The organism is Agromyces sp. CCNWLW203, from assembly GCF_036576125.1.
Lineage (GTDB): Bacteria > Actinomycetota > Actinomycetes > Actinomycetales > Microbacteriaceae > Agromyces.
On the sequence record NZ_JAZHYX010000009.1, the window covers coordinates 44,556 to 69,120 of the forward strand.

Consider the following 24,565-nt stretch of genomic DNA (forward strand, 5'->3'; position numbering starts at 1 on the left):
ATTGTGGAGAGCTTCGTGAGGCTGTTTCGGGCTGCTTCGGGCCGGGTCGGGAGGGCTGTGGTGAATGTGCACTGACCGCGCACGAAGCGCGGCGAGCGGATGCCGCGGGCAAGGGCTGCCCGCGACATCCGCTCGTCTCACTCGCCGACGGTCGACAGCTCGTTCGGCACGTGCGGCAGCTCGGCGCTCGCCGTGATCTCGCCCGACTCGAGGTCGACGACGTGCACCATCGAGGTTGCGGGGTCGGTGACGTAGGCACGGTGCCCACGCACCTCGAGCGAGGGCCTGGCCTCCTGCCAGTCGGTCGGCTCGGTCCACGGGTCGATGACCTCGAAGCGCGATGCGACGGCGCCCGCGACCGGGTCGATGACGTGGATCGCCCCATCGGTGCCGAGCACGAGCGCCTCGCCGTGCGGGCCGCGCGCCAGCGAGCGGAACGTGTAGCTCGTGCCGAGTTCGACGAGTCGCAGCGTCGCCGTGTCGGTGTCGATGAGGCTCACGCGCTCGGGGCGCTCGAGCTCCGCCTCGGCATCGACCTTGTAGTCGCCGAGCACGACCTCGGACTCGGGGGAGCCGGCCTGGTTGCCGATGCGGCCGTACGCGTCGGGTGCGGCGATCTTCGTGAAGGCGCCGTCGCGGTAGAGCACGGCGCCGTTCTCGCAGCCGAGGACGACGACCTCGTCGGCGGCGACGGTCTCGCCGTGAACGCCGGGGCAGTCGTCGGTGCGCGCGAGTTCAGCGCGGTCGGCGTCGAGCACGACGACGCTCGACCGGCTGTCGCTCGTGCCGACGGTGGTGAGCAGCGAGTCGCCCTCGAGGGCGACGGCGACGCCGTGGTGCGCGTCGGGGCTCACGTACTCGGTCACGTCCTGGGTCACGTCGAGATCGCCGCCCTCGAGCGCTGACGGGTCGAAGAGCTCGACGCGCCCGGTACCGTCGGCGAAGAGGGCGGTCGTGCCGGCGTGAGTCGTGACGTGTCCGGGGTGCTCGGCCGCGAACTCGAGGTCGGTCAGCTCCGGCGGCTCGGCGTAGTAGTGGTCGTGGTCGCCGTGCTCCTCGATCGTGACGCCGGTGTCGAGCACGCGGAACGCGTCATCCGTCGACACGATCACGTGCCGGGCGTCGCCTGCGGGGTTCAGGCGTAGGAACCCGTCGAGCGGCACGTCGTCGACCTGCTCGAGCGAGTCGCCCTCGAGCACGAGGAGGCCGCCGTCATAGCTCACGACGACGCGCGGTGCGCCGACCTCGGCCTCGGTCGAGGGGGCATCGGACGCCGCGGCGCGGTCGCCGTCGGCACCGGCCGGGCCTGCGCAGGCGGCGAGTGCCAGGGCCATCACGGGCCCGGCGACGGCGGCGAATCGGAGTGGAGAACGTTTCTGGACTGTGGTCATGCCGAGACGTTATCGTTAATGATAATCATTCTCAAAACTGACCCTGCAGAACCATCCATCGAGCCGGCGCCGCAGCGACCGCGCTCAGTCGAACCCGAGGCTGAGCTTCCTGAGCAGCCCGGCGAGGCGCTTCTGCTCGGCCGCGGGAAGGCTGCGGAGCAATTCGGTCTCGGCGTCGACGAGTCGCGTGATGGCGGCGTCGACCCGGGTGAGGCCCGCGGGGGTCATCTCGACGAGGATGCCCCGGCCGTCGTTCGGGTCGGTCTGCCGGTTCACGAGCCCGCGCTCGACGAGGCGGTCGATGCGGTTCGTCATCGTGCCGCTCGAGACGAGCGTCTGCTGCAGGAGCTGCTTGGGGGAGAGCCGGTATGGCGACCCGGCGCGGCGGAGCGCGGAGAGCACGTCGAACTCCGAAGCCTCGAGCTCTGAGCGGGCGAACGCCTGCCGCCGCGCGCGGTCGAGGTGCTTCGAGAGCCGCGCGACGCGCGAGAGCACCTGCAGCGGCGAGAAGTCGAGGTCGGGGCGCTCGCGTTCCCAGTCATCGACGATCCGGTCGACCTCGTCAGCATCGGTCATCCCGTCATTATCCCGTGACCGGGCGGGCCGTCGTCGCAGATGTCGATGAGCAGGTCACGGATGCCTCGAGGCACCCCGTCGACTCTTGGCCCGCTGCCGAGGCATGGCAGACTGGTTGTCGCGCGCGGGCGAGTCCCCGGGCGATCCGCCATAGTGTAACGGCAGCACGGCAGCCTTTGGAGCTGTTCGGTCCAGGTTCGAATCCTGGTGGCGGAGCCGGAACGGCCGCCCGATCGATCCCACGAACGCACCGATAGGAACTTGCGCGAATGACCGACCAGAATCTCGCCATCATCGTCCTCGCCGCAGGCCAGGGCACGCGCATGAAGTCCGCCGTGCCGAAGCTGCTGCACCCGCTGGCCGGCGCCCCGATCGTCGCGCACGTGCTCGCCACGGCTCGGGCGCTCGACGCGGTGCACATCGTCGCGGTCGTGCGCCACGAGCGCGACCTCGTTGCCACGGTGGTCGAGCGCGAGCTGCCGGGCACGATCATCGTCGATCAAGACGAGATCCCGGGCACCGGCCGCGCCGTCGAGCAGGCGATCGCGGCGCTGCCCGACGACTTCGACGGCGAGGTGCTCGTGCTCAACGGCGACGTGCCGCTCCTGAACGCCGACACGCTCGCCGCGTTCCTCGAGCAGCACCGAGCGGATGCCGCGGAGGCATCCGTGCTCTCGGCCGTCTACGACGACCCCTCCGGCTACGGCCGCGTCGTGCGCGACGCAACGGGCCTCTTCGACCGCATCGTCGAGCAGAAGGACGCGAGCGATGACGAGCGCGCGATCGCCGAGATCAACGCGGGCATCTACGCGTTCGGTGCCGCGGCGCTCCGCGACCAGCTCGCGAACCTCACGACCGACAACGCGCAGGGCGAGAAGTACCTCACCGACGTGATCGGCCTGCTGCGTGCCGCAGGGTCCGAGGTCGAGGCGGTTCCCGTCTCCGAGCCCTGGCTCGTCGCCGGCATCAACGACCGCGCACAGCTCTCCGAGACCGCGGCCCGACTGAACGCGCTCATCGTGCGCGGCTGGCAGCTGAACGGCGTCACGATCGAAGACCCCGCGACGACGTGGATCGACCTCGCCGTGCGCATCGAGCCCGACGTCACGATCCGCCCGGGCACGCAGCTCAAGGGCGCGACGCTCATCGGCACCGGCGCGATCGTCGGCCCCGACACGACGCTCGTCGACTGCGAGATCGGCGAGAACGCCGAGGTCAAGCGCACCGACGCCACCCTCGCGGTCGTCGCCGCGGGGGCGAGCGTCGGGCCGTTCTCCTTCCTGCGCCCGGGCACGGTGCTCGGTGCCGACGGCAAGATCGGCGCCTTCGTCGAGACGAAGAACGCGAACATCGGCGAGGGCAGCAAGGTGCCGCACCTCAGTTACATCGGCGACACCACGATCGGGGAGCACTCGAACGTCGGCGCCGGCTCGATCACCGCCAATTACGACGGCGTGAACAAGCACCGCACTGAGATCGGCTCGCACGTGCGCACGGGCTCGCACGGCGTCTTCGTCGCGCCCGTTAGGATTGGGGACGGCGTCTACACGGGTGCCGGCACGGTCGTCCGCAAAGACGTTCCCGCCGGTGCGCTCGCCGTGAACGTGGCGCCGCAACGCAATATCGAGGGATGGGTCCAGACGCACCGAGCCGGCTCCGCGGCTGCTGAGGCAGCCGCCGCCGCCGAGGCGACGGGCCCCGCCGCCGACTGACGCACCGGCCGAGGCGGGTGGAGAGGACACACCGAGACATGTCGGGAATCGAGACCACCGGTTCGAAACGCCTCGTACTCGTGTCGGGGCGGGCGCACCCGTCGCTGGCCAACGAGATCGCCGCCGAACTCGGCGCCGAGCTCGTGCCGACCGATGCGCGCACCTTCGCCAACGGTGAGATCTACGCGCGCTACGACGAGAGCGTGCGGGGCTCCGACGCCTTCGTGATCCAGTCGCACACCGCGCCCATCAACGAGTGGCTCATGGAGCAGCTCATCATGATCGACGCGCTGAAGCGAGCATCGGCCAAGCGCATCACGGTCGTGGCGCCGTTCTACCCCTACGCGCGTCAAGACAAGAAGGGCCGTGGTCGTGAGCCGATATCGGCACGACTCGTCGCCGACCTCTTCAAGGCCGCCGGCGCCGACCGCATCATGTCGATCGACCTGCACGCCGCGCAGATCCAGGGCTTCTTCGACGGCCCCGTCGACCACCTCTTCGCGATGCCGGTGCTGCTCGAGGAGTTCAAGAACTCGCTCGACCCGTCGACGCTGACCGTCGTCTCGCCCGACATGGGCCGCGTGCGCGTCGCCGACATCTGGAGCGACAAGCTCGGCGCGCCGCTCGCCATCATCCACAAGCGCCGCGACCCGCTCGTGCCGAACCAGGTCTCGGTGCACGAGATCATCGGCCCGGTCGAGGGTCGTGTCTGCCTCCTCGTCGACGACCTCATCGACACCGGTCGCACGATCGTGAAGGCCGCCGAGGCGCTCAAGGCTGCCGGCGCCATCGGCGTCGTGGTCGCGGCCACGCACGCCGTCTTCTCGAACCCCGCGACCGAGATCCTGCGGTCCGATGTCATCGACCGCGTCGTCGTCACCGACACGCTGCCGGTGCCCGAAGAGAAGCGCTGGGACCGCCTCACGGTGCTGCCGATCGCGCCGCTCCTCGCCCGCGCCATCCACGAGGTCTTCGAAGACGGCTCGGTCACGAGCATGTTCGACGGCGCGGCATAGGCCCGACGATGGAGATCACGACCCCTCGCCCCTGGCTCTCGAGCTACGCCGAAGGGGTGCCGACCGACCTCCCGGCCGAGACGGGCTCGCTCGCCGACCTCATCCGCGCGTCCGTCGAGACGTATCCCGACAACGTCGCGCTCGAGTTCTTCGGTCGCACCACGAGCTACGCCGAACTCGGCGAGCAGATCGAGCGCGCGGCCGAGGGGCTGCGGCTCCTCGGCGTGCAGAAGGGCGACCCCGTCGCGCTCGTGCTGCCGAACTGCCCGCAGCACATCGTCGCCTTCTACGCCGTGCTGCGACTCGGCGCGATCGTCGTCGAGCACAACCCGCTCTACACGCCGCGTGAGCTCCGCCACCAATTCGAAGACCACGGCGCTCGGGTCGTCATCGCCTGGAACAACGTCGTCGAGACGATCCAGGCGTTCCCGCCGGATGTCGCGGTGCAGACGATCGTCTCGGTCGACGTGACCCGGGCGATGCCCTTCACGATGCGTGCGATGCTTCGACTGCCGATCGCGAAGGCCCGCGAGTCCCGCGCCGCTCTCACGACCGCCGTGCGCGGCACGACGCCGTGGGAGAAGATCGTCGGCGCCGAGCCGATCGACGGCCACATCATCGGCCCCGAGGTCTCCGACGTCGCCGTGATCCAGTACACGAGCGGCACGACCGGTAGTCCGAAGGGCGCGACGCTCACGCACGGCAACCTCGGCGCGAACGCGGCGCAGGCCCGCGCGTGGGTGCCCGAGATCGAGCGCGGCACCGCCGTCGTCTACGCCGTGCTGCCGATGTTCCACGCCTACGGGCTCACGCTCTGCCTCACCTTCGCCATGAGCATGGGCGCGCGCCTCGTGCTCTTCCCGAAGTTCGATCCCGATCTCGTGCTCAAGGTCGTGAAGAAGCATCCGCCGACGTTCCTGCCCGCCGTGCCGCCGATCTACGATCGGCTGACGAAGGCCGCCGTCGCCGAGGGCGTCTCGCTCGACGGCATCCGCATCGCGATCTCGGGTGCCATGCCGCTCTCGGCGGCCGTCGTCGAGCCGTGGGAGGCCGAGACCGGCGGGTACCTCGTCGAGGGCTACGGCCTCTCGGAGTGCTCGCCCGTGCTCATGGCGAACCCCGTCGCACCGAACCGCAAAGCCGGCACGGTCGGCCTCCCGCTGCCCTCGACCGAGGTGCGCGTGGTCGACCCCGAGGCGCCCGGCACCGACGTGGCGGCTGGGGCCGAGGGCGAACTCATCGTGCGCGGCCCGCAGGTGTTCTCGGGCTACTGGAAGAAGCCCGAGGAGACCGAGGCCGTCTTCGTGCCCGCGACCGACGGCGGCGCCGACTGGTACCGCACGGGCGACATCGTCGCGATCGACGACGAGGGCTTCGTGCGCATCGTCGACCGCATCAAGGAGCTCGTCATCACGGGCGGCTTCAACGTCGCGCCGAGCGAGGTCGAGGAGGCGCTGCGAGCGCATCCCGACGTCGAGGAGGCCGCGGTCGTCGGGCTGCCCGACGAGCACACGGGCGAGCAGGTCGTCGCCGTCGTCGTGCTGCGAGAGGGAGCCACGCTCGATGAGGCGGCGCTGCGCGACTTCGCCCGCGCCGGACTCACGCCCTACAAGGTGCCGAAGCGCGTCGTGCAGGTCGACGAGCTGCCGAAGTCCCTCATCGGCAAGGTGCTGCGCCGCGAGGTGCGCAACGGCCTGCTGAACGGCTGAGCAGGCCCGCCGTGTCGTTCCTCTCCGCCGAGACCGCCCGTGCGCTCGCCGAGCTCGTCGGCCTCGACGCGCTCCATGGCGACGCTTCCGACGACGAGACGGATGCCTCGCCGCTCGAGCGGCTCCGCGGCATCCGCTCGCTCGTCGCCGCCCTCGAGGCCGACCCCGCGTCGCTCGCCGCGGTGCGTGAGGCGCTCGGCGCCGGTCGTACGTGGGACGAGATCGCGCAGGCCGCGGGCCTCAGCCCTTCGGCCGCGAAGTACCGTTGGGCGGGCGACGACGACGAGATCGAGGCGAGGCACGAGGCGAGCCGCAAGCGCAAGCGCGAGCGCCCGTCGAGCGTGCCCACCGAGTTGCCGGGGCTCTCGGTCTCCGAGGCTGCAGCGAAGCTCGGCGTGACGCCGCAGGCGATCTACCAGCGAGTCACGCGCGGGCTGCTCCGCGCCGAGACGGTCGAGCTGCCCGATGGGCGGAAGTACAAGCGGGTGTTCCCCGACGACCCGGCACCTCCGGCCGAGACCGACTGACGGCCGCTCAGACGTCGCGCTCGGCGGGGTCGATCGGGCGCGGAGCCCCGGGCAACAGGCCGAGCTCGGCGATGAGGGTCTCGACGCCGTTCTCGCCGACCGAGAAGCACTGCCAGCCAGGGCCGCCACGGGCGAAGAGATCGAACGAGACGCGGGCGCCCGCGGCATCCGAGTCGAACTGAGCGGCGTACACCGCGCACGAGCGCTGCGCCGCCGACTGGGCGGTGCCGAAGACCGAGAGCAGGATCGGCAGCAGCATGGCGCCGAGCGCGACGAGCACCGTGATGCGGATGGCGCGCCGTCGACGCTGGCCGAACACCGGCCCGCGGGAGTCGTCGTCATCGGCGCCCTGCAACTCGGGATACGACTCGCTCATGCCGGCCCCTCCGCGAAGATCGAGGCGATGCCGCCGAGGCTCGCGAGCAACGTCGCCGCCGCCACGCCCACGAGCGCGCCGCGTGGGGGAGTGATGACGAGACGGTGTCCGGCGAGCTGGCGGCGTCGCACCGTGCCGATCGCGACGGCCGCACCGGATGCCGCGAACAGCACCACCCCGACGGCGACGAGCACCGGCTCCCCGGCCACGAGCCCCGCGCGCATCGACAGCAGCGCGTTGACCGCGAGCGCGAGCGCCGTGCGACTCCACGCGAGCGCGGTGCGCTCGGGCTGGAGCCCCGGGTCGCCCGTCGCGGGAACGCTGTGCGCGGCCATGTCAGTCGTTCATCCTGTCTCGTTCACGCATCGGCCTGTCTCGTTCACGAATCGGCCTGTCTCGTTCACGAATCGGCCTGTCTCGTCTACGCATCGGGCCATCACGCCACGAGGAGCAGCACCACGAGCACGGCGCTCGTCAGGAGGCAGACCGCCGCGAGGGCCGGCAGCACCCAGCTGAACGGGAGCGGGCGGCCGCTGCGGATCGCGATCTCGTTGGCACGCCACCGCGTGTACGACACGACGCTGAGCACGGCCGCGACGACGCCGAGGCCCGTCGAGAGCACGGTGACGACGAGGCGCGGATCGAGCTCCGTCGCGAACTGGTGCAGCAGCACGCCGCCCGCGAGGAGCGCGAGAGCCGTCCGGATCCACGCGAGGAAGGTGCGTTCGTTGGCGAGGGTGAACCGGTAGTCGGGTTCCTCGCCCTCGTCACGCCATTTCGGGTCGCGCATCATCGGCCGCCTCGCTCGCCTCGGCCGCCTCAGTGCGAGGAGGGCGTCGTCTCGATCTCCGAGTGGTCGCCCGACCAGAGGGTGTGGAAGACGCCTTCCTTGTCGACGCGCTTGTAGGTGTGCGCGCCGAAGAAGTCGCGCTGGCCCTGGATGAGCGCGGCGGGCAGGCGCGGTGCGCGGAGGCCGTCGTAGTAGGCGAGCGACGACGAGAATGCGGGCGTCGGGATGCCGGACTGCGCCGCGATCGCGACGACTCGGCGCCACGACTCCTGCGCGCCCGCGACGGCGTCGCGGAAGTACGGGGCCACGACGAGCGCGACGAGCGCGGGGTCGTCGGCGTAGGCGTCGGCGATGCGGTTCAGGAAGCGGGCGCGGATGATGCATCCGGCGCGCCAGATCTTGGCGATGTCACCCTTCTCGACCTTCCAGCCGTACTGCTCGGCGCCGGCGATGATCTCGTCGAAGCCCTGCGAGTAGGCGATGATCTTCGACGCGTAGAGCGCGAGGCGCACGTCTTCGATGAACGCGTCGGCGTCGGCGTCTGCCACCTTCCACGCCTCGGCCGGGCCGGGCAGGTCGGATGCGGCCTCGCGCTGTGCACGCTTCGAGGAGAGGCTGCGGGCGAAGACGGCCTCGGCGATGCCCGAGGTCGGCACGCCGAGGTCGAGGGCGTTCTGCACGGTCCACGCGCCGGTGCCCTTGGCGCCCGCCTCGTCGAGGATGACGTCGACGAGCGGCGCGCCCGTCGCGGCATCCGTCTGGCGAAGCACCTCGGCGGTGATCTCGATGAGGTAGCTCTCGAGCTCGCCGGTGTTCCACTCGGCGAAGATGTCGGCGATCTCGGCGGGGGACTTGCCCGTGCCCTGCCGGATGAGGTCGTAGGCCTCGGCGATGAGCTGCATGTCGGCGTACTCGATGCCGTTGTGCACCATCTTCACGAAGTGGCCGGCGCCGTCGGTGCCGACGTGGGTGACGCACGGCTCGCCCTCGGCGACCGCGGCGATCGAGGCGAGGATCGGGCCGAGGGTCTCGTAGGACTCGGCCGAGCCGCCGGGCATGATCGAGGGGCCGTTCAGCGCGCCCTCTTCTCCGCCCGAGATGCCGGTGCCGACGAAGTGGATGCCGGTGGGGGAGATCTCGCCCTCGCGGCGGATCGTGTCGTGGAAGTTCGCGTTGCCGCCGTCGACGATGATGTCGCCCGGCTCGAAGCGTGCGACGAGTTCGGAGATGACCGCGTCGGTGCCCTTGCCGGCCTGCACCATGATGATCGCCGTGCGGGGCTTGGCGAGCGAGGCGACGAAGTCGTCGTAGCTCTCGGAGGCGACGAAGCCGGCCTCGGGGTGTTCGGTCGTCAGCGTGCGCGTGCGCTCGGGCGAGCGGTTGAACACCGCGACGGTGTTGCCTTCACGGCTCGCCAGGTTGCGGGCGAGGTTCGACCCCATGACCGCGAGTCCGACGACGCCGATGTTTGCTGATGCTGATGCAGGCACGAACACTCTCCTCGTGAGTTTCTTGGGATCGAGTCCAGCGTACTGTGAGCGAGGCTCACCGTTGCGCGGCGTTGCAGAGAGGTCGCGCGCGGCGCTGCAGCGCCCTCGCGAGCACCGGTGCGGAGCGGTCGCGCGCGCCGCGTGCCGGAACGGCTGGTAGACTTCATGGTCGGTCATCTGCGCCTCTGGTGCACTGGCCGTGAACTTCGGCGAGGGAGGCCCGGTTCGTTCGCGAGAGCGGGCGCGACGGGCATCCGTGATCGACGCGGTAGGAGCAGGCTCCACGGCTTTTCCTCACGCTCTGCGCAGCTCGGCTGCGCGCGTTCGAGTCGAGAAAAAACAGACCACGATCTGGGCCGCGAGCCCGCAAGGAGACACATCATGGACGAAGACAACAAGGTCGTCGCAGACACCCGCGAGTCGTTCGGCAAGGGCGCTGCCCGCAAGCTGCGCGCCACCGGCAAGATCCCCGCCGTCGTGTACGGCCACGGCACCGAGCCGCGTCACATCGCGCTGCCCGCGCACCAGATCGGTCTGATCCTGCGCAAGGCCAACGCCGTGCTCGACCTGCAGATCGAGGGCAAGAGCCAGCTCGCCCTCGTGAAGGACGTGCAGAAGGACCCCGTGCACCAGGTCATCGAGCACCTCGACCTCATCGTCATCAAGAAGGGCGAGAAGGTCCAGGTCGAGGTTCCCGTGCACGTCGAGGGCGAGACCGCGCCCGGCACGATCGCCGACCTCGACCAGCACACGCTGTCGCTCGAGGCGGAGGCCACGCACATCCCCGAGAACGTCGTCATCAACGTCGAGGGCCTCGAAGAGGGCACGCAGATCCTCGCGGGCGCCGTCGAGCTGCCCAAGGGCTCGACGCTGCTCTCCGACCCCGAGGCGCTCGTCATCAACGTGCACACGCCGCAGAAGGTCGACCTCGGCGAGGAGGCCGCTGAGGCCGAAGCCGAGGGCGAGGCCACCGAGGAGGCAGCCGAAGCTGCTGCCGAAGAGGCCGCCGAGTAGATCTCGCAGCACCGCGACGAGGCCCCGCCTCCCGCATCCGGGTACGCTCGGAATGCGGGGCGCGGGGCCTCGCCCGTTCCATCTGTACAGAACCACCCGCTTGGAGGTCGCATGGGAATCCTCGACCTGCTGCGCCCGCGCCGGAAGGACGACGCCATGCCCCAGAACACCTGGCTGGTGGTCGGCCTCGGCAACCCGGGCGCCCAGTACGCCGGCAACCGGCACAACGTCGGCCAGATGGTCGCCGACGAGCTCGCGAGCCGCGTCGGCGCACCATTCAAGAGCCACAAGACGCCGTCGCGCGTGGCCGAGGGATTCCTCCGCCCCGGCGGGCCGAAGCTCGTGATCGCCAAGCCCAACAGTTACATGAACACCTCGGGCGGGCCGGTCTCGGCGCTCCTGAAGTTCTATTCACTGAGCCCCGAGCAGCTCATCGTCGTGCACGACGAGCTCGACCTGCCGTTCGACACCGTGCGCCTGAAGCAGGGCGGCGGCCACGGCGGGCACAACGGCCTCCGCGACATCCAGAAAGCGACGGATGCCGCGCCGTTCCTGCGTGTGCGCGTCGGAATCGGCCGCCCGCCCGGACGTCAGGACCCGGCCGACTTCGTGCTCAAGGACTTCTCGGGCGCCGAGCGCCAGATGCTGCCGAATCTGCTGTCGGATGCTGCGGACGCCGTCGAGGCGGTCGCGAGCGACGGGCTCGTGGCGGCGCAGCAGAAGTTCCACGCGCCGAGCTGAGCTCACGGCGGGAGTCGGTCAGATCAGCCCGCGGAGGAACTCCTCGGGTGAGAGGCCCTCGGCCTGCGCGCGAACCCGCAGCCGCTCGATCTCCTCGGTCGACAGCTCGAGCGTGATGCTGTGCCACGCCTCGGCGTCCTCGTCGAGGCTGAACAGGGCGTCGTCGACGTCGGAAGCACCGACGGCGAGTTCGGGGGCGCCGAGATCGGCTGGTTCGAGCGGCGCGGGCTCGGCGGCGGCCGGTTCGACGGCAGCGGATGCCGCGGAGTCGGACTCCACCCGGGCGTTCCACCCCGGCCCCGTGGGAATCTCTCGCCCGCGCTGATACGCCTCGGCGACGGCACGGGCGCGCGCGTCGGCCGCCTCGTTGAGTTCGTGGCCGATGTGGCCCTTCACCCACTCGAAGCGGTAGCGCCGGCCCGCGATGGCCTCATCGATCTCCTGCAGCAGTTCGACGTTCATGACGGCCTTGCCGTCGGCCTTGCGCCAGCCCTTGCGCTTCCAGCCGGGCATCCACTTCGTCACCGAGTTGATCACGTACTGGCTGTCGCACTGCACGAGGAGCTCGTCGTCGAGATGCGCCGTGGCGCGGAAGAGCTCGAGCACCGCCTTCAGCTCACCCTGGTTGTTGGTCGCGTGCTTCCAGCCGCCGGCAGCCCAGCAGGTGTCGTCGACGTACCAGGCCCAGCCGGCCGGGCCGGGGTTCCCGAGGGCGGATCCGTCGGCGGCGGCGATGATCATGTGCGGGGGCCTCCTGGCGTTTCGTCTGCGGCGCCCATCGTATCGGCCGATGGGTTTCGAGACGGCGCTGGCGCGCCTCCTCAACCCGCTCGACGTTCGTCTCGCGGTTTCGAGACGGCGCTGGCGCGCCTCCTCAACCCGCGGGGAGCGTGTCGGATGCGCCGCGTAGACTCGACGGGTGAACCTCCAGGGCTTTCTCACGGCGCTTTCGCGTGCCGAAACCATCGATGCGGCGCTCGCCGAAGCCCAGCGGAACGCAGACTTCTCGGCCCCCGCAGGGCTCGACGCGCCGCTCCTCGCCGGCCTCCTGCAGCGTCGAGCCGACGCCGGCCTGCCGCCCGCGCTCCTCGCCATCACCGCCACGAGCCGCGAGGGCGAGTCGCTGCGTGCGTCGCTCGCGCCCTATCTGCCGGATGCCGAGCTCATCGAGTTCCCCGCATGGGAGACGCTGCCGCACGAGCGACTGAGCCCCTCGGCCGAGACCGTCGGCCGACGGCTCCATGCCCTGCGGCGCATGCACGACTGGGCAGCAGAGGGCTCGCGGCATCCGCTCGTCGTCGTCGCCTCGGTGCGGGCCGCACTGCAGCCGCTCGCCGACAACCTCGCGTCGCTCGATCCGGTCGAGCTCGTCGCCAGCGGGCGCGGCTACAACCTCGCCGAACTCGCCGTGCGCCTCGTCGACCTCGCATATGCACGAGTCGACATGGTCGCGCGGCGCGGCGAGTTCGCGGTGCGCGGCGGCATCCTCGACGTCTTCCCGCCGACGGCCGACCACCCGGTGCGCGTCGAGTTCTTCGGCGACGAGGTCGAAGAGCTGCGCGCGTTCTCGGTCGCCGACCAGCGCTCGCTGCCTGACGTGGTCGAACGGGTGACGCTCCCGCCGAGCCGCGAGCTGCTGCTCACCGAGCCGGTGCGCCAGCGGGCCCGCGAGATGGTGCACGAGTTCCCGAGCCTCTCGGGCCTGCTCGAGAAGGTCTCCGAGGGCATCCCGGTCGAAGGCATGGAGTCGCTCGCCCCCGCGCTGCTCGAACGCCTCGTGCCGCTCGCGCACTACCTGCCGACGGGCGCTGCGGTCGCGGTGCTCGAGCCCGAGCGGGTCGCGGGGCGTGCGGTGAACCTCGGCGAGACGAACCGCGAGTTCCTCGCGGCAGCCTGGAACGCCGCGACGGTCGGCGCCGCTGCGCCGATCGACCTGGCCGCCGGTGACTTCCTGACGGTGCGCGAGCTTCGCGACGCCGTGCTGTTCAGCGCCCCGGGCCAACCCGACCCGCAGCGCGTGTGGTGGAACTTCTCGGGCTTCGACATGGGCGACGCCGCCGAGGTCGTCGCAGCGGCCGGCGGAGGAGCGGCCGGCGAATCGGCCGAGTCGCACCTGACGAGTTCGTCGGCGACCGTGCGACTCGCCGCGAACGCGATGCCGAGCTTCCAGGGCAACGTCGCCGGTGCCGTCGACCACGCCGCCGAGCGCCTGCGCGACGGGTGGACGCTCGTCGTGGCATCCGCCGGTCACGGTCTCGTCGAGCGCGCACGCGACGTGCTCGCCGAAGCCGGCCTCGCGGCGCGGCTCGTCGACGACGTGCCCGACGAACTCGAACCCGGCGTCGCGTACCTCGTGCAGGCCGACGCCGCACACGGCTACGAGGTGCCGGGCATCAAGCTCGGCCTCCTCGCCGAGTCCGAGTTCTACGGCCGAGCGGCGGGCTACGATGCCCGTCAGGGCAAGAAGCTCGCGAGCCGCCGCCGCAACGTCGTCGACCCGCTGCAACTGAAGGCGGGCGACTTCGTCGTGCACCAGACGCACGGCATCGGCAAGTTCATCGAGATGGTGCAGCGCGAGGTCGCGACCGGGGCTCGGCCGACCGGGCCGAGCCGCACCGCGGGCATCCAGCAGCAACCGACGGCGGTGCGCGAGTACCTCGTCATCGAGTACGCGCCTTCCAAGCGCGGTCATGCCGGCGACCGGCTCTTCGTGCCGACCGACCAGCTCGACCTGCTCTCGCGCTACGTCGGCGGCGAGGCGCCCTCGCTCTCGAAGATGGGCGGCAGCGACTGGGCGCAGGCCAAGGGCAAGGCCCGCAAGGCCGTGCGCGACATCGCCGTCTCGCTTGTGAAGCTCTACTCGGCCCGCATGGCGTCGAAGGGGCACGCGTTCGGGCCCGACACCCCGTGGCAGCGCGAGCTCGAAGAGGCGTTCCCCTTCACCGAGACGCCCGACCAGCTGCAGACGATCGACGAGGTCAAGGCCGACATGGAGCGGTCGATCCCGATGGACCGCCTGCTCGCCGGCGACGTCGGCTTCGGCAAGACCGAGGTCGCCGTGCGCGCCGCGTTCAAGGCGATGCAGGAGGGCAAGCAGGTCGCGATGCTCGTGCCGACGACGCTCCTCGTCAAGCAGCACCTCGAGACGTTCACCGAGCGCTACGCCGGGTTCCCGGTGCACGTGCGGGCTCTCAGCCGGTTCCAGACCGACAAGGAGGCGCGTGAGACGATCGCCGGGCTCGCCGACGGCACCGTCGACATGGTCATCGGCACGCACCGCATCCTCACCGAGAAGGTGAAGTTCAAAGACGTCGGCCTCGTCATCATCGACGAGGAGCAGCGATTCGGCGTCGAGCACAAGGACGCGCTCAAGAAACTGAAGACCAACGTCGACATCCTCGCGATGAGTGCGACGCCGATCCCGCGTTCGCTCGAGATGGCGGTCACCGGCATCCGCGAGATGTCGACGCTCGCGACGCCGCCCGAAGACCGCCACCCGATCCTCACCTTCGTGGGGCCCTATTCCGACCAGCAGGTGGCCGCCGCCATCCGGCGCGAGATGCTCCGCGAGGGGCAGGTCTTCTTCGTGCACAACCGGGTGTCCTCGATCAACCGGGTCGCGGCCCAGCTCGCCGAACTCGTGCCCGAGGCGCGCATCGCCGTCGCCCACGGGCAGCTCAACGAGCACGTGCTCGAGCAGATCGTCGTCGACTTCTGGGAGCGAAAGTTCGACGTGCTCGTCTCCACGACGATCATCGAGACCGGCCTCGACATCACGAACGCGAACACGATCATCATCGACCGGGCCGACAAGTACGGGCTCAGCCAGCTGCACCAGTTGCGCGGTCGGGTGGGTCGTGGTCGCGAGCGGGCCTACGGCTACTTCCTCTACGACCCGGCCAAGCCGCTCTCCGAGACCGCGCACGACCGGCTCTCGACGATCGCCGCCAACAACGAGCTCGGCAGCGGCATGCAGGTCGCGCTGAAAGACCTCGAGATCCGCGGCGCGGGCAACCTGCTCGGCGCCGAGCAGGCCGGTCACATCGCGGGCGTCGGCTTCGACCTGTACCTGCGCATGATCGGCGAGGCGGTGTCCGCGTTCCGCGGCGACGTCGCGACCGGCCAGACCGAGCTGCGGCTCGAGCTGCCCGTCGACGCGCACATCCCCGACGACTACGTCGACTCCGAGCGCCTGCGACTCGAGGCGTACCAGAAGCTCTCGGCCGCGAGCGGGCCGGCGGCGAAAGACGGCCAGATCGACCAGGTCGTCGAGGAGCTCGCCGACCGGTACGGCGAACCGCCCGAGCAGGTCAAGCACCTCGTGGCGATCTCGCGCCTGCGTCGCGAGGCGCAGCGGGCGGGGCTCTCCGACGTCATCGCGACCGGTTCGAAGCTGCGCATAGCGCCCGCGAACATCCCCGACTCGCGCCGCGTGCGGCTCGAGCGCATGTACCCGGGTGCCAAGCACTTCGCCCAGAACGACGTGATCCTCGTGCCGTTCCCCGTGACGAACGGCGAGCTGCCGAGCGACGCCGACCTCATCGACTGGGTGTCACGGCTCATCATCGCGATCTTCCCGGTTCCCGAGGCTCCGGCGACGGATGCCTCGGACGGCGCCGGTTCCGCGGTCGTCGACGGAGCCGCGGGTTAGACCTTCAGGTGGCCCCACTCGGCGAGGAACTCCTCGACCGACATCCGCTCGAGGTCGGCATTGATCGCACGGAGCAGCGCATCGGCCTCGTCGAGCGAACCCGCCCGCGTGCGGATCACCGGCGCGTCGGTCTCGGCGCGCACGACGACGAGATCGGCGATCGACGGCCCGCCGAGACCCGTGGCCTCACCCGCGATGAGCAGTGCGGCGTGCCAGGCCTTGCCGAGCCCGCGGCGGCGGGTCTCGCGGAGCTCTGCGCGGAGGAATCGGGCGGCGGGCGTGCTGTCGCTCATCGTTCGAGTCTGGCATGGGCGCGGATCGCGAGCGCGCGCCGCCACCGTTCCCGCCACGCTGTCGCGGTGACCACCGCGACGCGTGATGCGCTTCGGAGCGCCTGACGCCCCCCGAAGCGCATCATGCGCGGTGATGTACCGAGCGTCAGCCGCAGGCCAAGGCCGCGTACTCGGCCTCCACGACACCGGCATCGGGCACGGCGGCGCTGGCTGCCCCGCCCTCGAATGCGGCTGCGCGAGCGGCGAAGACGTGGAACGCCGACGCACCCGGCGCGACCGCCGCGAAGCTGCGTTCGCCGAACGGCGTCTGCAGGGTGAGGTCGACCGACTCGTCACCGGCATTCACGGCACGCACGGCAAGGTAGGCCCTGGCGCCCAGGCAGCGACCGCTCGCGGTCACCTCGACCGGTGCGGGCGCCGCGGCGAACGCGACGGTTTCGCCGGTGTGCTTCACGACGATCACGTTCGCGCCCGACGTCGACGTCCAGGTCGTGACGGGCGTGAAGCTGCCGGCATCGAGGTCGGCCTGCGTGATGGTGTGCTGGGCGGAGGTGCAGGTGTACGACCCATTCGCCGGGAGGTCGCGGTAGCGGCAGTTCGGCGCTCCGCCGGCCGGGTCGAAGCGCTCGAGGTTGCCGGTCGGGGAGACGGTCGTGACCGCGCTCGAGAGGTTGGCGACCCGGTACGTGTAGTTGAGCACGTCGCCGACCGCATAGCCGTCGGTCTGCGGGTTCGTCACGTTGCCGCCGGTGACCTCGATGGCGCCGGCATCGTTCGTGGGTGCCGAGAGCAGCCAGTCGAGGTCGAACTTGGCGAAGCGGATGCCGCCGCTGCCGCCGTTGGGCTCGTAGAGCAGCCCGACCTTGCCGTCGGGCAGGGTCGCGAGCGTCGAGTAGGCCATTCCGGCCGGCTGGAAGACCCGGGCCTTCGGCCAGGTGGCGCCGTCGTCGTAGCTGATACGGACGACGCCGTTGCTCCGCGACGACGAGGAAGCGGCGTTGGAGAACAACAGCACCTTCGCGGCATCCGACCCCTGCGGGGCATTGGGGTAGGCGCGGACGATCGCGGCGTTGTTGGTCGGGTCGGGCAGTTCGGTGTCGATGGTCACCGGCCCGTACGTGACGCCGCCATCGGTCGAGTACGCGACCTTGCGGAAGCCCGAGCGGGCGGAGTCGCGGGAGTTCAGCATGATGCGGCCGTCGGAGAGTTCGACGGTCTTGTTCTCGTCCATGCCGGTGCCGACCGGCGTGCCGGCATGCCAGGTGGCGCCGTGGTCGTCGGAGTACACCGAGACGGCCTGGAACTGGCCCGCCGCGTTGATGATCGTGTACTGCTGCAGCAGGCGGCCCGCATGCTCGCCGTAGGCCAACTGGATGCCCTGACCCGATGCGGCGAAGCGCGAGCGCCACCCGAGATCGGGCGTGATGTCGGCGGTGATGGTGCGGTGCGACCACGTGCGACCGTCGTCGGTCGAGGATGCGACGTTGGCCTGGATGACGTTTCGCGCGGTCGGGTCGACGCCGGGCTGGGAGCCGCCGAAGCCCGCGTCGAACGACTTCACGTGGAAGTTGAAGACGGTGCCGGTCTCGCGGTCGACGATGTAGCTCGGGTCGGAGTAGCCCTCGATCGGCGCGGTCGTCTTGCCGGCCGCGACGACCTCCTGCGGCGCCCACGTGGCGCCGTCGTCGGTGGAGCGCCGCTGCAGGATGAAGTTGGGCCCGGGGGAGTCCGCCCCGGTCGGGCGCCCGTCGTAGGAGGCGAGGACGTCGCCCGAGTTCGTGACGGTGAGCGCCGGGATGCGGTAGTTCGGGAACCCGCCCTGCCCATTGGTCGCGAGCTGCTGCTCGGTGTAGGTGCCGGCGCCGCCGGTCGCCGGGGCGACGTCGTAGTTCGGTGCGGGCGTCGAGTGATCCGCGGAGGCGGCGGTCGCAGGTGCGAGCACCCCGCCCACGATCGCGATGGCGGCAGCCAAGGTGATCATGGGCCGCGTGGCTCTACTCAGGTGTCCGGTCATTCCGTTCCTTCCGGTCGGTGCGGGCTCGATTGGTGCCGGCGGTGCGGTCGACGATTCGATGACTGGACATTCCGGCGGCATTGCCGAGCTGAGAGCGGACGTCTGATGTCTCACGTCCGATTTCAGACACTAGCGGCTGCGCGCGGAGACGGTCAAGGGTCGTCTCGCCTCAGGACGCGAGCTATCCCCGGGGTCGACGAAGGTGCGCGGCGACGGCCGAGCAACGCAGTGTGCCGGCCGCCCTACCCCGCCGCCGCGGCACCCGGCCTCAGCGCGAGAACGCCCCGCCGACGCCGGCATGACCGCCGCGCCGCTTGTACTGACGCGAGCGCAGGGTCACGACGATCGCCGAGACGACGATCGCGACGCCAGAGCCGAGCAGCACCGCGAGCGTGCCCTCGTCGGCGACCTCGGGCAGCCCGGCGAAGGCGAGCTCGTTCATGAGCAACGACACGGTGAAGCCGATGCCGCCGAGCGCGCCGACGACGAAGAGGTCGCCGAGCGTGAGCGGGGTGCCCGATCGGCGCCGGGCGACGAGGGCGCCGAGTCCGCCGGCCAGCATGATGCCGACGATCTTGCCCACCGGCAGCCCGATCAGGATGCCCCAGAAGGCCGGGTCGAGCTCGCTCGGCTGCACCTGCGGCACGGCGACCATCGCCGCCGAGAACGCGAACAGCGGCAGGATCACGCCGTTCGACCACGGCTCGAGCGAGTGCACGGCGCGCCCGCCCGGGCGGCGCGCCATCACGAGACCGAGTGCCACGCCCGCGATCGTCGCGTGCACGCCCGACTGGTAGACGAAGTACCAGGCGAGCGCGCCGAGCGCGATCAGCACGAGCACGATCGGCCATTGCGGCCGGCGCGAGAGGATCCAGCTCGAGCGCGGCTTCATCATGCGGCTCACCGCGCCGAACAGGGCGATCGCGATGCCCGCGAAGCCGATCGACGCGAGATTCGCGTCGGCCGTGAAGAAGAAGGCGATGATCAGGATCGCGATGAGGTCGTCGAGCACCGCGAGCGCGAGGAGGAACACCCGCACACGGGTCGGGATCCACGTGCCGAACATGGCGAGCACGCCGAGGGCGAAGGCGATGTCGGTCGCGGTGGGGATGGGCCATCCGTCTGCCGTCTCGGTGCCGGCCGTGAAGGCGAAGAAGATGAGGGCGGGCACGACGACGCCGCCGACCGCGGCGATCGCCGGCAGCAGGGCCTTCGACAGGCTGTTGAGCTCGCCGATGACGAGCTCGCGCTTCAGCTCGACCGCGACGATGAAGAAGAAGATGGCGAGCAGGCCGTCGCTGACCCAGTGGCCGGCCGACAGGTCGAGGCCGAGCCACGGCAGGTCGAGGTGGGCGTTCTTCAGGTCGATGAGCGCGGGCCCGAACGAGAGGTTCGCGACCAGGAGGCCGAGCACGGCGGCGATGAGCAGGAGGGCGGCGGCCCAGCGCTCGGAGCGGAGGAAGTTCATATCGGACTCCAGGAAGTCGCGTGCACGAGCTGCGTGAGAAGCGCGTGCGAGGTCGGTGGCACGGTATCGACGGTCTCCCGCCGGCCGACCAGACTTCCCGGCACTCCTCGGGCCAGTCTACGGGTGACGCGCGTTCGGGGGCGTGACGCCGCGCCTACGCTGGTGCCGTGCCACTCTCGCTCTGGGCGACGCTCCTCGCCGCCTGCTTCGTCATCAGCTTCACTCCAGGAGCGGGCGCGATCAACACGATGGGCAACTCCCTGAACGTCGGCTTCCGGCGTTCGATCTGGGGCATCCTCGGCCAGCAGGCCGCACTCGTCGTGCACATCCTGATCGTCGCCGCCGGCCTCGGGGTGCTCGTCGCCGGCTCTCCCGTCGCCTTCGAGGTCATCCGCTATGCGGGCGCCGCCTACCTCGTGTACCTCGGCATCCGGCAACTGCTCGCGAAGCCGCAGGCGCCGGCTGAGGGCGAGACGGATGCCGCGCTGCGGGCGCCGAACCCGGGCGCCGAGCCGCGCTGGTCGATGTTCCGCCGGGGCCTCTGGGTGAACCTCCTGAACCCGAAGGCGATCGTGTTCTTCCTCGCCTTCCTGCCGCAGTTCATCCGCCCCGAGCTGCCGCTCCTGCCGCAGTACCTGATCGTGGGGCTGACCGTCGTGGTCGTCGACGTGATCGTGATGTGGGGCTTCTTCGCGGTGGCGGCGCACGGCATGCGGCGCTTCACCCGTTCGGTGCGCGGCCAGCGCATCATGAACGGCGTCTTCGGCGCGCTGTTCATCGCCGTGGGCGTGCTGCTCGCCGTCGTGCACTGAGCCTAGGCTGCCGGTATGGGCGCAGCGCACTCCGGACTGAACGAACTCATCGACACCGTGGCCCTGCTCCGTGCTCCGGGCGGCTGCCCGTGGGACGCGGATCAGACGCACGAGAGCCTCGTGCAGTACCTCGTCGAGGAGAGCTGGGAGCTCATCGATGCGATCGAGTCGGGCAGCCGTGAGGAGATGATCGAGGAGCTCGGCGACGTGCTCTACCAGGTGCTCTTCCACGCCGACCTCGCCGCGAACACCGACGGCGAGCGCTTCGACATCGACGACGTCGCCCGGCACATGACGGCGAAGATGGTGTCGCGGCATCCGCATGTCTTCGGTGATCGCGAGGCCGAGACGGCCGCCGACGTCGTGGCCTTCTGGGATGAGCTGAAGGCCGACGAGAAGCCGCACCGCACGAGCGTGCTCGACGGCATCCCGCGGGGCATGCCGGCGCTCGCACTCGCGCAGAAGGTGCTCGGCAAGGCCGAGAAGGTCGGCGTGACGGATGCCTCGGTGCACGTCGCACCCGCAACGGAAGAGGAGCTGGGCCGGCATTTGCTCGGGCTCGTGGCATCCGCTCGCTCGCAGGGCCTCGATGCCGAGCGGGCGCTGCGCGCGGCCGTGCGCGCCCTCGAGGACGAGGTGCGCAGCGCCGAGGAGTCGCGCGCCGGCTGACGCGCCGGATCGGGTCTCGCGGAAGCCTCCGCGCGGGCGTAGCGTCGGACGCGAGGAGACGGCTCGTCGGAGGGGGACGCATGGGCATCGAGGACTGGCGGCTCGAGGAGTTCTTCGACGTCTACGCCGAGGCGCAGCGCGATTTCGACGCCGATGCGACCGCGCGCCTCTGGGGGCTGCCGGGCATGGTCATCACCGACGACTTCGCGGGCGCGCTCGAGAGCCGTGCCGACATGGCAACGGGCCTCTCGTCGTCCTACCCGCTCTACCGCCGGCTCGGCTTCGCGGGCATCGTGCCGGAGCTCCGGGCCGTGAGCTCGCTCACCGATGTCATCTCGACGGTTCGCGTGCGCTGGAGCTACCTCGATGCCGACGACCAGCTCATCGTGACGAGCGACGTCGAGTACCTCGTGCGAGACGACGCCGACGGGTTGCACGTCTACGTCGCCGTCGGCATCGACGAGGCCGACGCGCTGCGCCGGGCTGCGGCGGCGAGGGGCGTCGACCTCGACGCGGGCTGAGAGGGCCGGGTCGGCGCGCGACGGCCGTGCGCAGTACCCGGCGCCCGCGTGCTGGAAGAATGGTCGACATGGCTGCCTCCGTCACTCCTCCGCGCGGCATGCGCGACTTCCTCCCGGCCGAGAAGGCCCGTCGCGAGCACGCCCTCGGCGTGATCCGCGGGGTGTACGCGGTGCACGGCTTCGACGAGATCGAGACGCCCGTCATGGAGGACTCCTCGCGCCTGCACGCGGGGCTCGGCGGCGACAACGAGAAGCTCGCCTTCGCCGTCATGAAGCGCGCGCTCAGCGCCGACGATCTCGCGCGCGCCGCGGCATCCGGCGACGCACTCTCGCTCGCCGATCTGGGGCTGCGCTACGACCTCACGGTGCCGCTCGCCCGGTTCTACGCGACGCACCGGGCGGCGCTGCCGCCCGTGTTCCGCTCGATCCAGATCGCGCCGGTATGGCGTGCCGAGCGCCCGCAGAAGGGCCGCTACCGCCAGTTCGTGCAGTGCGACATCGACATCATCGGCGAGGCAGGGCCGCTCGCCGAGCTCGAACTGCTCACCGCCACCGTCGCGACGCTCGAGGCGCTCGGCCTTTCGGGGTGCACGATCCGGCTGAACGACCGGCGCATCCTCGCCGGCATCCTCGGCTCGTGGGGCGTGCCCGACGAACTGCGCGAGCGAGCGCTCATCACGATCGACAAGCTCGACAAGATCGGCACCGGGGGCGTGGCCGCCGAACTCGTCGAGCTCGGCATCGTCACGGGCGATGCGGATGTCGCGGCGGAACTCGAGGCGCTGACCACCGCCGACTGGCACCTGGCTGACGGCGTCGTTCCGCCGCCCTCGTGGCTCGACGGCGACGCCTACGCCGACCTCCTCGCCCTCCGCGAGGCGCTGCCCGGCGCAGCGATCGAGTTCGACCCGACGCTCGTGCGCGGCATGGGCTACTACACGGGCACGATCTTCGAGATCGCCCACCCCGACCACGGCTACTCGCTCGGCGGCGGAGGCCGCTACGACGGCATGATCGGGCGCTTCCTCGGCCAAGAGGTGCCCGCGTGCGGCTTCTCGATCGGCTTCGAGCGCATCGTCGACCTGCTCGCCGTGCGCGACGAGGAACGCCCGCGCGCCGTCGTGCTCGTCTATGACGCGGATGCCTCGCCGGCACGCCTGCTCGAGCTGAAGCGCGAACTCGTGGCATCCGGAGCCCGCGTGCGCCTCGAACGCCGGGTCAAGAACCTGCGCGCCCTGCTCGACCGCGTGACCGCCGACGGATTCGACGCCTTCGCGCAGGTCGGCGCCGAGACGACGGATGCCGCGTCGCTCGCGTTCCGCGAGCTCGGCGAGTAGGACCGCACCGGAAAGCACGAGGCATCCTCGACCTCTAGACTGGCTGGCGGATCACGACGGGGTCATCCGCTGCATACCCACCCATCACAGAGGAGTTCACTGTGGCAATCATCGAAGCTGTAGGCGCACGCGAGATTCTCGACTCGCGCGGCAACCCGACCGTCGAGGTCGAGGTGCTGCTCGACGACGGCTCGCTCGCCCGTGCCGCAGTGCCCTCGGGCGCATCGACCGGCGCCTTCGAGGCGTACGAGCTGCGCGACGGCGACAAGGACCGCTACCTCGGCAAGGGTGTGCAGAAGGCCGTCGACGCCGTGCTCGACGACCTCGGCCCCGCCATCGAAGACCTCGACGCCGCCGACCAGCGCCTCGTCGACGCCGCCCTCATCGAAGCCGACGGCACCGACAACAAGAGCCGCCTCGGCGCCAACGCCATCCTCGGCGTGAGCCTCGCGGTCGCGAAGGCCGCCGCCGACTCGGCCGACCTGCCCCTCTTCCGCTACCTCGGCGGCCCCAACGCCCACGTGCTGCCCGTGCCGATGATGAACATCATCAACGGCGGCGCGCACGCCGACACCGGCGTCGACATCCAGGAGTTCATGGTGCTGCCGATCGGCGCGCCGAGCTACTCCGAGGGCCTCCGCTGGGGCGTCGAGACCTACCACGCGCTCAAGAGCCTGCTGAAGGCCAAGGGCCTCTCGACGGGTCTCGGCGACGAGGGCGGATTCGCCCCCGACTTCGCGTCGAACCGCGACGCGCTCGACTTCATCTCCGAGGCCGTGCAGAAGGCGGGCTTCACGCTCGGCACCGACATCGCCCTCGGCCTGGATGTCGCGGCGAGCGAGTTCCACGAGAACGGCGTCTACAAGTTCGAGGGCAAGGACCGCACGTCGGCCGAGATGAGCGCGTACTACGCCGAGCTCGCCGCCGCGTACCCGCTCGTGTCGATCGAGGACCCGCTCGACGAGTCCGACTGGGACGGCTGGGCGCAGCTCACCGCCGAGCTCGGCTCGAAGCTGCAGCTCGTCGGCGACGACCTCTTCGTCACCAACCCGAAGCGCCTCGCCCAGGGCATCGCCCAACACACCGGCAACTCGATCCTCGTCAAGGTGAACCAGATCGGCACCCTGACCGAGACGCTCGACGCCGTCACGCTCGCGCAGCGCTCGGGCTACACGGCCGTCATGTCGCACCGTTCGGGCGAGACCGAAGACACGACGATCGCCGACCTCGCGGTCGCGACCGACTGCGGTCAGATCAAGACGGGCGCGCCCGCCCGGAGCGAGCGGGTCGCCAAGTACAATCAGCTTCTGAGGATCGAAGAGGAACTCGGTGAGGCCGCGGTGTACGCCGGCCGCACGGCGTTCCCCCGCTACACGGCCTAAAAAGCACACGCGTGACGGGGGCGGCCGAGTGGCCGCCCCCGTCAGTCGTTTCCGGGCCTGATGACGAGGAGGGGCG

22 protein-coding genes and 1 tRNA gene are annotated in these 24,565 nt (G+C 70.5%); 13 read left to right on the forward strand and 10 right to left on the reverse strand.

Translation table 11 applies throughout. The features are described 5' to 3' along the window. Positions 1-137: 137 nt before the first annotated feature. Positions 138-1,391 (reverse strand): zinc metallochaperone AztD, encoded by a 1,254-nt coding sequence (gene aztD, locus VPH61_RS17965; protein WP_332064888.1) that lies wholly within the window; start codon positions 1,389-1,391, stop codon positions 138-140. An 84-nt stretch (positions 1,392-1,475) separates the two neighbouring features. Further along, positions 1,476-1,967 carry a MarR family winged helix-turn-helix transcriptional regulator gene (locus VPH61_RS17970; RefSeq protein ID WP_332064889.1) on the reverse strand — a complete coding sequence of 164 codons (492 nt, stop codon included), beginning with the start codon at positions 1,965-1,967 and terminating at the stop codon, positions 1,476-1,478. Positions 1,968-2,111: 144 nt separating this feature from the next. Between VPH61_RS17970 and VPH61_RS17975 the strand changes: the two genes are divergently transcribed. The 5 genes from VPH61_RS17975 to VPH61_RS17995 all read left to right on the forward strand — a co-directional run bounded on the left by VPH61_RS17975 (position 2,112) and on the right by VPH61_RS17995 (position 6,931). Further along, a tRNA-Gln gene (locus tag VPH61_RS17975) sits at positions 2,112-2,183 on the forward strand. Between the two features lie 53 nt (positions 2,184-2,236). Further along, positions 2,237-3,679: a bifunctional UDP-N-acetylglucosamine diphosphorylase/glucosamine-1-phosphate N-acetyltransferase GlmU gene (gene glmU, locus VPH61_RS17980; protein ID WP_332064890.1), complete on the forward strand. Its 1,443-nt coding sequence runs from the start codon at positions 2,237-2,239 to the stop codon at positions 3,677-3,679. 38 nt (positions 3,680-3,717) lie between these two features. After that, positions 3,718-4,695, forward strand: coding sequence for a ribose-phosphate diphosphokinase (locus tag VPH61_RS17985; protein WP_332064891.1), 978 nt, complete (start codon positions 3,718-3,720; stop codon positions 4,693-4,695). An 8-nt stretch (positions 4,696-4,703) separates the two neighbouring features. Continuing rightward, complete coding sequence (locus tag VPH61_RS17990; RefSeq protein ID WP_332064892.1) at positions 4,704-6,404, forward strand: long-chain-fatty-acid--CoA ligase; 1,701 nt, start codon at positions 4,704-4,706, stop codon at positions 6,402-6,404. Between the two features lie 11 nt (positions 6,405-6,415). Further along, positions 6,416-6,931 (forward strand): hypothetical protein, encoded by a 516-nt coding sequence (locus VPH61_RS17995; protein ID WP_332064893.1) that lies wholly within the window; start codon positions 6,416-6,418, stop codon positions 6,929-6,931. Between the two features lie 7 nt (positions 6,932-6,938). Here the strand turns inward: VPH61_RS17995 and VPH61_RS18000 are convergent, their stop codons facing one another. From VPH61_RS18000 to gndA, 4 genes are all read right to left on the reverse strand, one after another. Next, positions 6,939-7,307: a hypothetical protein gene (locus tag VPH61_RS18000; RefSeq protein ID WP_332064894.1), complete on the reverse strand. Its 369-nt coding sequence runs from the start codon at positions 7,305-7,307 to the stop codon at positions 6,939-6,941. Further along, on the reverse strand, positions 7,304-7,642 hold the full coding sequence (locus tag VPH61_RS18005) for a DUF202 domain-containing protein (RefSeq protein WP_332064895.1): 339 nt from the start codon (positions 7,640-7,642) through the stop codon (positions 7,304-7,306). The genes VPH61_RS18000 and VPH61_RS18005 overlap by 4 nt, the downstream gene beginning before the upstream one ends. A 101-nt stretch (positions 7,643-7,743) precedes the next feature. Further along, positions 7,744-8,097: a YidH family protein gene (locus tag VPH61_RS18010; protein ID WP_332064896.1), complete on the reverse strand. Its 354-nt coding sequence runs from the start codon at positions 8,095-8,097 to the stop codon at positions 7,744-7,746. A gap of 29 nt (positions 8,098-8,126) precedes the next feature. Continuing rightward, on the reverse strand, positions 8,127-9,539 hold the full coding sequence (gene gndA, locus VPH61_RS18015) for an NADP-dependent phosphogluconate dehydrogenase (RefSeq protein ID WP_442879131.1): 1,413 nt from the start codon (positions 9,537-9,539) through the stop codon (positions 8,127-8,129). 429 nt (positions 9,540-9,968) lie between these two features. On the opposite strand from gndA, the gene VPH61_RS18020 reads away from it, so the two are divergent. Beyond that, entirely contained in the window at positions 9,969-10,601 is a 633-nt protein-coding gene (locus VPH61_RS18020) for a 50S ribosomal protein L25/general stress protein Ctc (protein WP_332064898.1), read from the forward strand. Positions 10,602-10,757: 156 nt separating this feature from the next. Next, complete coding sequence (pth, locus tag VPH61_RS18025) at positions 10,758-11,342, forward strand: aminoacyl-tRNA hydrolase (RefSeq protein WP_332065021.1); 585 nt, start codon at positions 10,758-10,760, stop codon at positions 11,340-11,342. 18 nt (positions 11,343-11,360) lie between these two features. On the opposite strand, the gene VPH61_RS18030 is transcribed toward pth, so the two are convergent. Further along, positions 11,361-12,083 carry an RNase H family protein gene (locus tag VPH61_RS18030; protein ID WP_332064899.1) on the reverse strand — a complete coding sequence of 241 codons (723 nt, stop codon included), beginning with the start codon at positions 12,081-12,083 and terminating at the stop codon, positions 11,361-11,363. Positions 12,084-12,261: 178 nt separating this feature from the next. On the opposite strand from VPH61_RS18030, the gene mfd reads away from it, so the two are divergent. Next, a complete protein-coding gene (gene mfd / locus VPH61_RS18035; RefSeq protein WP_332064900.1) occupies positions 12,262-15,993 on the forward strand; it encodes a transcription-repair coupling factor in 3,732 nt (1,243 codons plus the stop codon). On the opposite strand, the gene VPH61_RS18040 is transcribed toward mfd, so the two are convergent. The 3 genes from VPH61_RS18040 to VPH61_RS18050 all read right to left on the reverse strand — a co-directional run bounded on the left by VPH61_RS18040 (position 15,990) and on the right by VPH61_RS18050 (position 19,768). After that, complete coding sequence (locus VPH61_RS18040) at positions 15,990-16,286, reverse strand: hypothetical protein (RefSeq protein ID WP_332064901.1); 297 nt, start codon at positions 16,284-16,286, stop codon at positions 15,990-15,992. The genes mfd and VPH61_RS18040 overlap by 4 nt on opposite strands. 145 nt (positions 16,287-16,431) lie before the next feature. Next, positions 16,432-18,267: a sialidase family protein gene (locus VPH61_RS18045; RefSeq protein WP_332064902.1), complete on the reverse strand. Its 1,836-nt coding sequence runs from the start codon at positions 18,265-18,267 to the stop codon at positions 16,432-16,434. Positions 18,268-18,568: 301 nt separating this feature from the next. After that, positions 18,569-19,768 carry a Na+/H+ antiporter NhaA gene (locus VPH61_RS18050; RefSeq protein WP_332064903.1) on the reverse strand — a complete coding sequence of 400 codons (1,200 nt, stop codon included), beginning with the start codon at positions 19,766-19,768 and terminating at the stop codon, positions 18,569-18,571. A 167-nt stretch (positions 19,769-19,935) separates the two neighbouring features. On the opposite strand from VPH61_RS18050, the gene VPH61_RS18055 reads away from it, so the two are divergent. The 5 genes from VPH61_RS18055 to eno all read left to right on the forward strand — a co-directional run bounded on the left by VPH61_RS18055 (position 19,936) and on the right by eno (position 24,489). Then, positions 19,936-20,580 (forward strand): LysE family transporter, encoded by a 645-nt coding sequence (locus VPH61_RS18055; RefSeq protein ID WP_332064904.1) that lies wholly within the window; start codon positions 19,936-19,938, stop codon positions 20,578-20,580. A 15-nt stretch (positions 20,581-20,595) separates the two neighbouring features. After that, on the forward strand, positions 20,596-21,249 hold the full coding sequence (locus VPH61_RS18060; protein WP_332064905.1) for a MazG family protein: 654 nt from the start codon (positions 20,596-20,598) through the stop codon (positions 21,247-21,249). An 80-nt stretch (positions 21,250-21,329) separates the two neighbouring features. Further along, on the forward strand, positions 21,330-21,770 hold the full coding sequence (locus tag VPH61_RS18065; protein WP_332064906.1) for a DUF6841 family protein: 441 nt from the start codon (positions 21,330-21,332) through the stop codon (positions 21,768-21,770). Positions 21,771-21,838: 68 nt separating this feature from the next. Further along, a complete protein-coding gene (hisS, locus tag VPH61_RS18070) occupies positions 21,839-23,107 on the forward strand; it encodes a histidine--tRNA ligase (protein WP_332064907.1) in 1,269 nt (422 codons plus the stop codon). Positions 23,108-23,208: 101 nt separating this feature from the next. Continuing rightward, positions 23,209-24,489: a phosphopyruvate hydratase gene (gene eno / locus VPH61_RS18075; RefSeq protein WP_332064908.1), complete on the forward strand. Its 1,281-nt coding sequence runs from the start codon at positions 23,209-23,211 to the stop codon at positions 24,487-24,489. Positions 24,490-24,565 lie beyond the last annotated feature (76 nt).